We start from the raw sequence: 13,604 nt of genomic DNA on the forward strand, positions 1-13,604 counted from the left end.
CCCTAGCTTCGCGTCGCAGAGGTGCGGATGGCGGCTCATGACCGGATTGCCCAGAAAGCCAGATCCAGGGCTGGAAATTCGCCAGCGATGTGCATGGCCATGCCGCCGGATTGCTCGAGCTGGCGCCATAGGTCGCTGTTGCGTGTTTCCAGCTCGAAGTAGCTGGCGCCCGAATGGAATGGGATCTGGCGCGGCGCGACGGGCAGCGGCGTCAGCGTGACCCCGGGCAGATGCAGGTTTACCAGATCGCGGATGCGTTCAACGGGACCAATCTTCACCTGCGTCGGGAAGCGGGCCCGCAGGGCCTCGCCCGGCATTTGCGACATCACGGCCAGCACGAAGGTGGCGTTGCGCTGCAGCTCCACGTCGGAAATCATGGCCACCCGTACGCCGTGCTTGCGGTCATGCAGGTCAATGCGGATGGCCGATTGTTCCAGCACCATCGAGAGGCTGCGCCGCAGATCGTCCATCAACGGCCGGAACGTGGCCGCCAGGTCATCGTGCACGTAGGGAGGGAAACGCGCCACGCGCCGCTGATCGCGGAAGGCGGAAAGATCGCCCGCCAACGCCAGGGCGTGTTCATAGAAGCGCTGCGGATGCAGTGCAGCGGTGCGCACGAGATGACCGAATACAGCCTCGTACCGGTTGACTACCTGCAGCAGCATGAAATCCGCTATCTCGGCTACACCGCCCGTGCCGCCCTGGCTCATGCGGCCGGCCAGGGCTTCACCCCGCTGGCGGAGCAGGCCCAGCAGCTCGTTCAGCCAGGCATGAAGCTGAGGCTCCGGATGGCAGTCCAGCGCGGGCGGGATGAAGCTGCGGTCCAGCAGCAATTGGTTGTCCGCGCGCCGCTCCTGCACACGCACGGTGCCCAGCGTGGCCCAGGCGTCGGTGGAGTCGCCGGTGCGCATCAGGCGCGCATGCAACTGGCCCAACTGGACGAGTGCGGTGCGTTCGCCTGCCGTATTGGCATCGGGTACATCCGAGGCCAGGGCCTGGTGGCGTACCAGGGGGTCGTCGGCTTCCACGTCAGTCTCGCGCGCGCCAGGGCGCCGCACCGGCAGAGCCAACACGATGGCTTCGTCCCGCAGGCCTGGGGGAATGTCGAGCGGAGGCGGCAGAGGGTCCACGGCAGGCATGTCGAAAACCGTACCGTCCCCGAACACGCCCACGGCCTTGATCAGCGCCACCTTGCCCAGTGCCAGGGCGGCCTGGTCAAGCTCAAGCTCGGCGAAGCCCCAGGCATAAGGCGTGGTGCACTGCAGCAGCCGGTGCCGTATGTGGTCGAGATGGCGGTCATTCTGCTGCAGATGCTGTGGCTGCAGCAGCATGCCTTCACTCCACAGAACCTTGGATCGCCAAGTCAATTGCCACTCCCGCGTCTTGGATGCCTGGGAGGAGTGTCCCCGGCTTGGTTGCCGGGGCAAATCCGTCTAACGGACTAGTACCGTCTCGTGCAGCCGGATTGGCTCCATGGCCTATGCCGAAAGTGAGGCGCACACGGGCCGGCAGCCGCGCTTGGCGCGAACAGTCCCGCCTACAATCAAAACGACTTCACCTTCCTGGGAGGAGCCATGCTCGATATCAACGCCCTGCGCGGGATTCGTCCATTCGTTGCCACGCCCAGCCACAGCGGCTTGCTCACTTCCGGCTATACGCGGAGTTTGCTGGCGCTCAGCAACGCGGCCTGGACGCATGGCTTTCCCATGATGGCCCGCTTTCTCGATGGCGAGGCGCTCGTCACACGGGCGCGCAATGAACTGGTGGCCGAGTTCATGGCCGACACCCGATGTACGCATCTGTTCTGGATCGATGACGATATCGGCTTCGAGGTAGAGGCTGCGCTGCGCTTGCTGCTGGCGGGCAGGGACGTCGTGGCAGGTGCTTGCCCCAAGAAAACGGATGGCTGGCCCGCAGGTGGTCTTGCGCAGGCCCTGCCCGCTGGCGCTACGCAAGATGATTTTCAAGCGCGTTACACGGCTTTCAATGTGGTACCGCTGCCCGAGCCGCAAAGTGTGGATACTGAAGGCTTCGTACGTGTGCAGGAGGTCGGGTGCGGGTTCATGGTGATTGCGCGGCGCGTTTTTGAAGTCATGGCCGAGCGCTACGCTCAGCTGCGGTATGTCGATACTTCACCCGGTGCCAACCCGGCGTGGCCTCGGTACCGATTTTTCGATACCGGCACGGATGCCGGCACGGGCGCGTACCTCAGCGAGGATTTCGCTTTCTGTCGGCGCTGGCGGGCTACCGGCGGCGAGGTGTGGGTCGATACGCTGTCGGATCTTGCGCACAGGGGCACCAAGATTTACCGGGGGCGGTTTGCCCATGCATTGACTGAAAAGTGAGACGGTTTGAATCCAGGCTATGAGTGAATTTTCTCCAACTCCTGTGCAACTGAGCGTGATCCTTCCGTTCTACAAAAAGTTGGCCGATTTTCGACGCGTGCTGCCGCTTAACGCCGGTTACCTGACCCGGCCAGGTGTCGAGGTGGTGATCGTCATGGACGATCCCGGCGAGGAAGCCGGGCTGCTGGAATTTTTGGCTGGCTTTCCCGGCATCAGCTGGAGGGTTGTGGTCAATGACCAGGCACACGAATGGCGCCCGCCTTGTGTGGCCATCAATGTGGGTATCCGGCACGCTCGCGGCCAGACGGTGCTGATTTGTTCGCCGGAGTCAGCCTTCGTCACCGACGTGCCTGGGCATGCGCTTCTGCTCGGCCGCGTTCAACCGAACACGGTGGCCTTGGGCCAGGTGGCTTTCGTCCACTTTTCTGTGCTGGAGCGGGGATATACCCTTGAGGCGCTGCATACCCTCGGAACGAAAAACTTGCCGGGATTGGCGGTGTACTACGGATCCATTGTGGCGCCGCGTGCTGCGTTCGAGCGCGTGCAAGGCTACGATGAATCTCAAGCGGTTTGGGGTGGTGACGATGACAATGTGCGCATTCGCCTGGAAATGGCGGGCTACCCACTGCAAGCCTGTCCGGACATCCGCTTGCTGCATTTGTCGGATGTGCCGCGCCCCAGCCCCGAAGCCTACGACGATCTTCATGCCTGGGAGCGCTGCGCTCCGGAACGCGCAGAGGCCAACACGGCAGACTCTTGGGGGCGTGGGTTTTCTCGCGTCGCGCTCGATGCGCCGGCGCAACTACATGGCATGGCGCCGGCATTCGCCGAGCTGCGCGGCACGCTACATACATACCGGTCGCGCAGGCGTTGCGATATGTGCGGGCGCCACATCTATTATGAAGCTCCGAAAGTCTATTGCGCCAGGTGCAATGGAGCCGACCTGACAGCGCGGCAAGCCATGCCTTCGCCGCGGATCATCGCCTTGATGCAGGTGAGGAACGAGTCGCGCTGCCTGCAAGGTTGCCTGGATCATCTGAGGGAACACGTGGACGGTCTCATTGCCCTCGACGACGGTTCAACGGATGGAACGCCCAGCATTTTGCGTGGCGAACCCTCACTGATCGAATTGCTCTCGAATCCAGCGTCGTCCGATCACCAATGGCGAGAACGCGAGAATCAGGTGCGCCTTCTGTATGCCGCACGGCAGCATGGCGCCGAATGGGTGCTGGTATGCGATGCGGACGAGCGGTATGAGGAGATGTTCCTGAAGAACCTGCGCGGCATTGCGCATTCGCTGTCACGGTGGAAGCTACCAGGCATTGGCTTCATGTTCCGCGAACTGTGGGATACCCCGCAGCAATTCCGGATCGACGGCATCTGGGGTAAAAAGAACCAGGTTCGCTTCTTCAAGCTACCGTCTTCCACCAAGTTCGCCAGTGGGACCGATCTGCATGGTGGCTGGTGCCCTGATGAGATCAAGTATGCTGGCCAGATCATTCAGACCGGTTATCACCTCTACCACACGGGTTCCTTGCGGGTGGCCGACCGCCATGCGCGGCGCGACCGATACAAGCGCCTTGATCCAGACAAGCGTTTTCAGTCGATGGGCTATGACTACCTTGCCGAGGAGGGGCCTCAAGCGCGGTTCAAACAGGTGCGGCCGGACCGCGCCTACCGCTGGGATACGCTGCCGGCAGACCTGCAGGCGCTGCTGCAGGCCTGACTTCGAACATGCCCTAGAAGTCTCCGCATCCGTTCTTGCGTTCGCTGTCTATGCAGTTGGTCAACGCCGGACGCGAGCGTACGCGTGACCATTCCTGCGCGAGGAGGTCGACACCGGATTCGCTGCGTTCGCCATCAAGAGGCTCCGAGGCCAGGCAGATGGGCACGGGGGTGATGTTGCGGTCGAAGGTATAGGTGTTGGGCGGGTCCAGCACCTGCTCGGGCAGCGGGATTTCCAGTGATTGTCCTGCCGATGGCGGAGGGGGCGGTGGAGGAGGAGGCGGCGGTGGAGGAGGCGGTGGTGGAGGAGGCGGTGGCGGTGGAGGTTTTGTGCCGACGCTCAGCGTGCCAGGCACGACGACGACGCGATAGCCCTCTGCCGAGGTGTAGGAGCCGGTGATCGGGTAGTTGCCCGCAGGGCTGTCCGGTGTGGCCGTGGTGGTGGTGGTGCCGGTAATGCCCGCGCCCGTATCGCCCAGGATCAGGCCGGAGAGAGAGCTGGAGAACGGCGGATTGGGCGCACCTTGCTCGCGGCTGGCGTTGCCGATGGTCACGGTGGCCACGGGCCGCTGGGTGTAGATGAAGTGGTTGTCGGTGGGAGAAACGCTGACTACGCAGGCGCCATCATAGGTGCAGCCATACAGGTTCGGGTAGAGCCCTGAGCCGCCAAGGCCGCCGCGCGTTTCACCAATCCAGTTGTCGGACCAAACTCGCCATGGACCACCCGAGATCGAGCCTCCGCCGGTGTTGTTGAAGTGATTGGCCGCGACCAGATCGGTGCCGGTGAAACCTGTGACGGGGACGCTGAGGCTCAGGTCGCCGCTGAGGGTTTGAACGAACACATTGTTGGCCGAGATCGAGTTCGCGGCCAGGGTTTGCGCCTGGTTGGTGGAGGCTGCCATCCCTGTGACGCTCACGGAGCCCAGATGAACTGCATTGGCATCCACCCATGAGAACAATTCGGCGGCCGAGCCGCCCACAGTGTTGGCGGCAGCGTCATTGCCAGGATTTTGGAGCAGTACGCTGTTCGTGGCCGAACGCGCCAGCACGGTGTCCGCAACGATGGGGGCCGACTGCGTGATGCTGCCGTGGCTGGACAGGCCCACGGTGTGGAAGTTCAGCGCACCGCCCACATGGATGTCGCCGCCTGCGTCGTTCTGCAGCGTGAGCGCGGTGGTGGTTGCAGGCAGGCCGAGCGGGCCCGATACGACGATGCCTGCGGCGTGGGCGTCGCTGCCAGCCACCACGGTGGGCGCGGTGATGCGGCCCATCTCCGCTGCCGACAGAGAAAAGCCGTTCGTGCCTGCGCCGCCCAGCGTGATGGCATCGCCCGTGCGGTCCGATGCAGCACCGGAGCCATCGACCATGCCTGGTCTCAGATTCAGCACCGTTCCAGCGGACACCGTGCCGCCCAGAACCAATGCATCTGCATTGCCGTTGTTCGATGCGCGCAGCACGGCTTGGCCGCCAGTGAGGATACGAGCGGCCGGGATGGGTGGAAAACCTACGTTGGGAGGATAAACAAACATCGGGTCGATCTGCACCCCGGCATCTGCCAGCGGCGTGCTACCCGTCAGCTCGATCTGCCCGCTGGTGCTGGAGATGGTGCTTCCTGAGCGCATCCAGACCCCTTTGCCTGTCGGGGCTTGTGCCGGGTCTTCACTAGAGGTAGTGCCCGCGATGCGGACAGCACCCGACCCCGTGGTGATTGAGCTATTGCCGCCCATTACAACACCATTCGAGATCGATGGTATGCCGCTGAAACTGCCGCTGCTGCGGCCGACGCCGGAAATCAGCACGCGTCCCGACGTCGTTGTGACGGAACTTTGGTCGAGATAGACGCCATCGGAATCTGACGAACGTCCCGAAATGATCACATCGCCGGCTTGCGCATTGATCTGCACATCCGACAGATAGACATTGCCCGAGGTGCTCGTGATCGTCGCGCGGCCGCTCGCGCCGAGGTCGATGGTTCCCGTGCTGAGAGAGGTGCCAGCTCGTCCGGTGACATCCAGATTGCCGCCGTTCGTGTTGATGTCACCCTGATAGTAAATTCGGCCTTGATCAGAGGAGAGACCGCTGTTCAATTGCACGTGCATGGGGCCGCTCGTTGACCCGATGCTGGTGCGATCGGCCATGATCGAGTGGTCGGCATCTACCCTGAACGTTACCGGAGCTGAGCCTGTGGTGCGGGAGATGGTTGGGCCGACCCAGTCGTTTTGGGCCGTGTCGAAGTACTGATTGAACGAGACGTTACCGAGCGCCGTGCCGTTCGAGGCTCCCCCTGTCGTGATGGTTACGCTGGTTCCGGCATTCAGCGCGGCATTGATGTCGCCGTCTTGGAGCGTTGAGTTGGTGACAGGCGTGAAAACTGGGGAAGGCAAGGTGCCCGCAGCCGAACCATGGACGACGCTGACGTTATACGGATCGATCAGCCATGTGCCGGGTGTTGTGTTGCCCGAAGTGTCTACGCGGATACCGTTCATCTGGAAGGCCGGTGCCGATGTTTCAACTTGTCCGCCGGCGCCGTTCGCGCTGCTGGTATTGATATGCCCATGCGCGCGCAGCCAGTCTGACCCGGTCACTGTGACCGTACCGCCATCGCCATTGGCGCCCAGCGCGCTGGCGCTGATGGTCGTGCTCGGCGCAATGGCTACTCCCCCGGCATAGGTGGCCTGGGACATCCCGCTGGCATGGATGTCGATGCTTCCCGCGGACCCCGCGGTTCCGTCGGCGTTGATGGTTGAAGGGATGTCCGGTGTGGATCGGCTCAGGCCGATGGCGCCACCTGCGTCGATGCGGATGGTGCCTCCCGTGGTGCCGCTGGCATCTATTTTCGGGAGAGGGCCTTTGCCAAAAAGATCTACATCGCCTGATGCTTTCAAGGTAACTCGACCGCCGGCCCCGGCCGATCCGCCACTGGCGTCAAGCTCTCCCGTGAGAATGTTGGCGGAGCTTTCGTCGCTGTGCGTCGCCTCCAGCACGATCTCGCCCGTACGCTGGTTGAGAAAGCGCGCTCGCACAGTACCTATCTGACTAATGGAGGCCGTGTTCTCTATTCCTGATGCACGAGCGAGAAGCTGAACGCGACCACCATCCGCCGCGAGGATTCCGCGGTTTTCAACGGTGGCATAACCGTCCTCTGCTGGAGGGGTGACACGAAGCGTAGTCAGGCCATCACCTCCTGGGTCGATCACGATGGTCCTGCCGGCGGCCAGACCGATGGTGCCACCCTGCGCGGTAAGCGTGCCTCCACTCTCCACTACTTTTCCCAGCAACCCGATCAGCCCTTGGTGCGCAGTGATCTGCGCGAGGCTGTCGACCCGAATGTCGCCGTAGTCGCTGCTGGCCTGGAACGTCAGAGGGCCACCCGCCATGAAAGCGGAATTTCCAATGCCGAGGGTGGACGCGACGATGCCGCCTACATCGACCCGCGCCGACTCACTGAACGTCACGCCATTCGGGTTAACGAGATAGACATGACCATTGGCATTGAGGTTACCCGCGATCGTCGATGGATCTACACCCGTGACCCGGTTCAGCAGCACACTGGTCGTGCCAGGTTGGACGACATTGACTGTCCTGCCGTTGTCAATGGAAAAACTTGTCCAGTTGCCGATTGCGCGGGGCGTGTCCTGCCGGATCGTCATGGTGTTGCCATTGATGCTCTGGCTCACCGTGCCGCCGCCCTGTGGCACTGAAAGGCCTTGCGGCAGGCCGGGCGTATTCTGGGCCAGCGCGGGCAGCATTCCCGCACAGGCCATGGCCATGAACAGCGGCTTCAGCGAACGGGCTGGTATTGAATGGGGATGAGGTGTAGTCGTTTTCATGTCAAAACACTTTCTGTGCCTGAATGAAGAAGCGAGGGTTGCGGTCGCCGCCGTCGGTCACGGCGCGATCGGTGCCCACGCGCCAGGCCAGCGTGGCGTTCACCGAGAAATTACCCGGCCGGCCCCAGGAGAGGCCGATGCCCGCTCCGCGCAGGCTCACGCCGTTGCCTGCTTCGTTGGCACTCTTGGCGCGGCGGCCATGAGCAGCGTCGAAGAAGACGAAGGGTGTCAACTCGTCGGTGGCGGCCCAGCGGTATTCCACCGTGGAGATCCAGCCTACGTCGACCAGAGCCTCGCTGGAGGGGTAGGCCCGCACGGCGCGCGCGCCGCCCAGCGAGAGCTTTTCGGACGCGTCGAGGTTCTTGCTTGCCCATTGGCCGCCCACGGAAAGATAGAGCGAATGGCGGGGTACAAGAGCTTGCAGGCGAGAGACCTGGAACGTGAATTTGTTGAAGCCGCCCTCGGTATGCCGTCCCCCAGGGCCCGCATCGGCTGCAAGGGCTGCCGCATCACGGATCTGCAAACGGCCGCTGTAGAACGTGCCCGAACTGGCGAAATACCCCCCGCCGCCCATGGTGTCCCTCCGGTCCCAGGTCCAGCCGAGCCCCACTGCCTGCACGCGTTTCGGAATCGATACCCCCACTGCGCGGAACTCGTCTTTCAGCTCCTTGGATTCGATGGACAGGCGGGCCAGCAGGTTGTGCCCGCGCTGGCGGATCACCGGGTAGCTCAGAGAAAAATCGACCACGTTGGCACGGCCGCGTGCATCCAGCGGCTCGAACTCGCCGCCCACCTGGTATTGCACGGTCGAAAGACCGAGGCCCGCGCGCAGGCCCGAAGTGCCGATGGGGGCTTCGTAGGACAGCCGTCCGAACTGCAGGTTATTGCTGTCTGAGATCATGACCCGCGCGTCCAGGTTGTCGCCAATCCCCGCCGGGCTTGCCCAGCGCACGGATCCGCCCAGGCGGTAGCGCCCGGTTTCCCGCGTACCGTGATTGTCGGCATCCACCGAGCCAGAAAAGCGCGGCCTGGCCACTACTTCCACTGTCAGGTCCACGGTGCCCGGTTGCAAGCCTTGCTGTAACGCTGACGACACACGGATGCCCGGCTGGTCGGACAGCAGCAGCATGGCGCGTTCATATTCGTCGGCGTTCACGGCTTCGCCGACCTTCAGCGCGTTGAGGAAGCCACGCACGCGCTCGCTGCTGATGGGAGCGTCCGGCGCCACCTGCAAGTCGATCTTGCCCAGCCGGCCTTCCACGACGCTGATTTCCACCACACCTTCCTTCACGGTCTGCACCGGCACCAGCGCTTGTGCCAGGAAGTAGCCGCGTTCCCGGTATCGCGCCGTGATGCTGGCTGCCAGCTTCTCGAGGTCGGCCATGGCGACCTGGCGGCCGATAAAAGGTTGAGCCAGTTCGCGCAGTTCGGCGGGCTCAAGGGAGTGGGCACCGCTGAAGCGCACGTCATTCAGGAGAAATGTCGTGGCGGGCGCGCTGACGGCGGGCAGGGCCTGGGGGGCAGGCGCCGCACCGTCCTGTGCGTGTGCGAGGCCGGCCAGCCCTATCGACAAGGCCAGTGCGGTCTGAAGTGGAGTGTGCGTGCGCATGGTGGGCTTTCCAAGGTTCACGGGCATCAACCACCGAGCGTCAGCCGCCAGTTGCCGATCAGGTTGAACGGGGCCCAGAAAAAGGGATGGGCCATCTTGGGGTCCTTCAGCACCGCCAACTGTCCGGCCTGCAAGGCTTGCTGCACCTCGCGGCCCTGAGCCAGCGCGCCATAGAGCGTGCTCATCAGCACGGCGGTGGCGTCATCCGACACCGGCCACAGGGAAGCGATCAGGCTCGAGGAACCGGCAGAAAGGAACGAGCGCGTGAAGCCTAGTACCTCGTCACCTCTGTCGATGCGGCCCAGCCCGGATTCGCAGGCCGAGAGCGTGACCAGTGCCGTATCGGGCATGCGCATGTCCAGGATTTCATGCGCTTCCAGGAAATTGTTGCGCCCATTCTCGTTGGCCAGCAGGATGCGCGAATACAGCGGATCCACCTCGTCCACCTCGGCGTGCGCGGCCACATGTAGCATCGGGGCATTTGCCAGCGTCTGGCGGAACCGAGTCTTGTTGGCCTGCTCACCCACGAACAGCTTGTTGTTGGGAAACAGGTGCGCCAGTTGCTTGACTTCAGCTTCCGCGCCAGGCAATTCGTACTTGTCCTCAATGCGAGGGTTGCCGAAGGCGGTGAGCGCGGAAGGTGCGCGCGGGGTGCGCTGAGCCAGACGCACTGCGATGCTGGCTGACGGTGCTACCGAAACCGGGTTGCTCTCTATCAAGTAGTGTCCGTTCACCCGCAGTGCCTGGAAAGGCAGATAGTGCAATGGCCCATGAGGTATGAACACCAGGTGCTGCCCCGGCGCCAGGCCGAGCGGCTCGATCAGCGCCGCGCCCAGCTTGTCGGCATTGCCAACGGCCGTTCGGCGGCCGCGCACCACGGAATTGCGGAACCCCTCCACCAGTTCGTTCAGTTCCTCGCGCGGCACCGCGACCTGATGGCCCTTGATGCTGTTCTGGCTGATGACCCACACCTGGAGATAGCCCGGCAGGGAATGGAATTCGACTACCCGTTCGTCAGGCCGAAGGCTGGCCTGCAAGGCCGAAAGATCCAGGGTTTGCGCGGCGCTGGCATCCAGGTCGGCGCGTCCGCGCACGGTATCCAGCAGCGCGCGTGCACGGCTGCGCTCGCTGATTTCGAAGGCGCGGGCCTCATTGCCCACCTGGCCGTGCAGCACCAGCGCCCGTTCAAATACGGACTGCAGATCGGAGAACAGGCCGATTTTGATTTCTTCGCTGCGGAACCGAGTGCGTACTTGATCGATATCGGCCAACGCGCGGTCGATGGCTTGCGTGGCTTCTGCTGACCGGCCGAGCGCCTGTTCGGCGCGCGCCACACCGTCCCAGGCCCAGAGCTGGAAGTAGTTGCTGTCCACGCCATAGGTGCGGCTGGTGAGCTTGCGATAGGCCGCAAGCGCTTCTTCTGGCTTCTTCTCGGCCAGCAGGAGGCGGGCATGTGTGCGGTCCAGTTGGGCGAGAAGCGCCGGCTCGCGCGGCGTAGGAATTTGGCCCAGCAACTCCCGCGCACGGGCCTGCTCGCCGGTTTCGAGCAGCGAGTTGGCGAGCGAAGCTTGTACCAAGGGGGCATAGCGTGGCGAACTGGTCTTCAGCGCTTCCTCGTAGCTAAGCACCGCACCCGCATGATCACCCCGGCGCGCGCGCGCATCACCGATGATCTTATTGGCGGGGCCGTAGACGAGTTGCGGGTTTTTCGGGGTATGGCGCAACGCCTCGCGCGCGAACTCGATGGCTTTGTCCAATTGGCCTGAATAGCTGTAAGCGATGGCCAGATCGCGATTGGCCAGTGCCTTGAGGTTGTCGTCGCTGCCCGTGTTGGCCAGATGCAGGGCCTTGCTGGCGGCCCTGATACTCTGCCGGAATTCGCCCGCCTCGGCCAGCGCCACGGCCTGGCTGCAGTATTGGTAGCCGTTCAGCTTGACTTCATCCTGCGCATACAGAATCGCACCCTCGCTGGTCAGCGCCAGCAGGGTGTCGGTGTCCTCGAGCCGGGTCTGGGCCGCACGGTCGGCCGCGGCTTCGGCATCGGGCGCTTGCGCTAGCGCGGGACTTGCCCAGGCCAACGCGAGCGCTAGAAGCGGCCACACCTTCAGGCCGCGCCAACTTTTTGTCATCGCCCTCATCTCGCAACTCCCGATGAGCCCGACCGGAGATCCCTCTCCAACCGCTGATGTGCCGTTGCCGGACTGTGAGAGGCAGTTTAGGCGGCGCTCGGCGTGTCACCAATGCGCAATACGGCCTAGTGCGAATGGCGGAAGGACGCACGAAACAAGGGCTCGCGCATCGTCCGTCGCAACTTGTTCGCCATTGCGTCAGCGAATGAGTTACGCTTACGTCTTGGTAAAGTAAGCGGACCGGCTGGCGGATAGAGTTTCCAGGCCGTTTTCCCTTTTCCCCATTCCCCGCAATAGAGACGAAGCGAAGCAGAAAAATCATGACAATGCTCGAGACGAAACTCAACGCCCGTTCGGCCGAGTTCCAGGCCAATGCCACCGCCATGCGCGCGCTGGTGGACGATCTGACAGCACAGGTGGCTCGTGTGGCCGAGGGCGGAGGAGAGGCTGCGCGCAAGAAGCACACTGATCGCGGCAAGCTGTTGCCCCGCGTGCGGGTGCAGACACTGCTGGATCCAGGCACGCCGTTTCTGGAAATCGCGCCGCTGGCGGCTCTGGGCATGTATGGGGGCGACGCGCCTTCGGCAGGCATCGTGGCGGGCATCGGCCGCGTCAGCGGGGTCGATTGCATGATCGTGTGCAACGACGCCACGGTCAAAGGGGGTACCTATTACCCCATGACGGTGAAAAAACACCTGCGCGCCCAGGAAATTGCCGAGGCCAACTGCCTGCCCTGCATCTATCTGGTGGATTCCGGCGGCGCGAATCTGCCGAACCAGGACGAGGTGTTTCCCGACCGCGATCACTTTGGCCGCATTTTCTATAACCAGGCCAATATGAGCGCCAAGGGCATCGCCCAGATCGCCGTGGTCATGGGGAGTTGTACGGCAGGAGGCGCTTATGTGCCCGCCATGAGCGATGAAAGCATCATCGTGAAGAACCAGGGCACGATCTTCCTGGGCGGCCCGCCGCTGGTGAAAGCTGCGACGGGGGAAGAAGTGACGGCCGAGGATCTGGGAGGCGGCGATGTGCACACGCGTCTTTCAGGCGTGGCCGACCACCTGGCGCAGAATGACATACATGCGCTCGCCCTGGCGCGGCAGGTGGTTTCCAACTTGAACCGGACGAAAGTGCCGGCAGGCGATCTGCGCGCGCCGCGCGCGCCGAAATATGCGGCCGAAGAGCTCTATGGCGTGATCCCCACCGATACGCGCAAGCCTTTCGACGTGCGCGAGATCATCGCCCGCATCGTCGATGGCTCCGAGTTCCACGAATTCAAGGCGCGCTTTGGTACCACGCTGGTGTGCGGCTTCGCGCACATTGAAGGCATGCCGGTAGGCATTGTGGCCAACAACGGCATTTTGTTTTCAGAGAGCGCGCAAAAGGGCGCTCACTTCATCGAACTCTGCGGACAACGCAAGATTCCGCTTATCTTCCTGCAGAACATTACCGGCTTCATGGTGGGCCGCAAGTACGAGAACGAGGGGATTGCCCGCCATGGCGCCAAGATGGTCACGGCGGTGGCCACCGTGAACGTACCCAAGTTCACGGTCATCATTGGCGGCAGCTTTGGGGCAGGCAATTACGGGATGTGCGGGCGGGCCTACTCGCCGCGTTTCATGTGGATGTGGCCGAATGCGCGCATCAGCGTGATGGGCGGGGAGCAGGCGGCCAGCGTGCTGGCGACCGTCAAGCGCGACGGGATTGAGGCCAAGGGCGGGAAATGGAGCGCGGAAGAAGAAGAGGCGTTCAAAGCGCCTATTCGCCAGCAGTACGAGGATCAAGGGCATCCGTATTACGCCACTGCCCGCATCTGGGACGATGGGGTGATTGATCCTGCCGATACGCGGCGGGTGCTGGCGTTGGGATTGTCGGCTACGCAGAATGCGCCGGTGCCGGATGTGAAGTTTGGTGTGTTCCGGATGTAGGGCGTGCCCCTGAATGTCGGCTCTTTGGCTCCCACCCG

The 13,604-nt window shown here is 63.2% G+C and carries 7 protein-coding genes; 3 read left to right on the top strand and 4 right to left on the bottom strand.

The annotated features are described in order from the left end of the window. Positions 1-35: 35 nt before the first annotated feature. Positions 36-1,367: a type VI secretion system baseplate subunit TssK gene (gene tssK / locus WJU18_RS04895; RefSeq protein ID WP_423459016.1), complete on the bottom strand. Its 1,332-nt coding sequence runs from the start codon at positions 1,365-1,367 to the stop codon at positions 36-38. Positions 1,368-1,574: 207 nt separating this feature from the next. Between tssK and WJU18_RS04900 the strand changes: the two genes are divergently transcribed. Continuing rightward, positions 1,575-2,345, top strand: coding sequence for a hypothetical protein (locus WJU18_RS04900; RefSeq protein ID WP_423459017.1), 771 nt, complete (start codon positions 1,575-1,577; stop codon positions 2,343-2,345). A gap of 19 nt (positions 2,346-2,364) precedes the next feature. After that, positions 2,365-4,071, top strand: a complete 1,707-nt coding sequence (locus WJU18_RS04905) for a glycosyltransferase family 2 protein (protein ID WP_423459018.1) — start codon at positions 2,365-2,367, stop codon at positions 4,069-4,071. Between the two features lie 13 nt (positions 4,072-4,084). Here the strand turns inward: WJU18_RS04905 and WJU18_RS04910 are convergent, their stop codons facing one another. Genes WJU18_RS04910 through WJU18_RS04920 form a run of 3 tightly spaced genes read right to left on the bottom strand, consistent with a single transcriptional unit; the run spans position 4,085 to position 11,638 of the window. After that, positions 4,085-7,900 carry a filamentous hemagglutinin N-terminal domain-containing protein gene (locus WJU18_RS04910; protein WP_423459019.1) on the bottom strand — a complete coding sequence of 1,272 codons (3,816 nt, stop codon included), beginning with the start codon at positions 7,898-7,900 and terminating at the stop codon, positions 4,085-4,087. A 1-nt stretch (position 7,901) separates the two neighbouring features. Then, positions 7,902-9,509, bottom strand: coding sequence for a ShlB/FhaC/HecB family hemolysin secretion/activation protein (locus WJU18_RS04915; RefSeq protein ID WP_423459020.1), 1,608 nt, complete (start codon positions 9,507-9,509; stop codon positions 7,902-7,904). Positions 9,510-9,535: 26 nt separating this feature from the next. Continuing rightward, a complete protein-coding gene (locus WJU18_RS04920) occupies positions 9,536-11,638 on the bottom strand; it encodes a CHAT domain-containing protein (RefSeq protein ID WP_423459021.1) in 2,103 nt (700 codons plus the stop codon). A gap of 320 nt (positions 11,639-11,958) precedes the next feature. Here WJU18_RS04920 and WJU18_RS04925 point away from each other — a divergent pair, with 320 nt between their 5' ends. Continuing rightward, entirely contained in the window at positions 11,959-13,566 is a 1,608-nt protein-coding gene (locus tag WJU18_RS04925) for a carboxyl transferase domain-containing protein (RefSeq protein ID WP_423459022.1), read from the top strand. Positions 13,567-13,604 lie beyond the last annotated feature (38 nt).

The organism is Ottowia sp. VDI28 (assembly GCF_049532675.1).
GTDB lineage: Bacteria > Pseudomonadota > Gammaproteobacteria > Burkholderiales > Burkholderiaceae_C > Ottowia.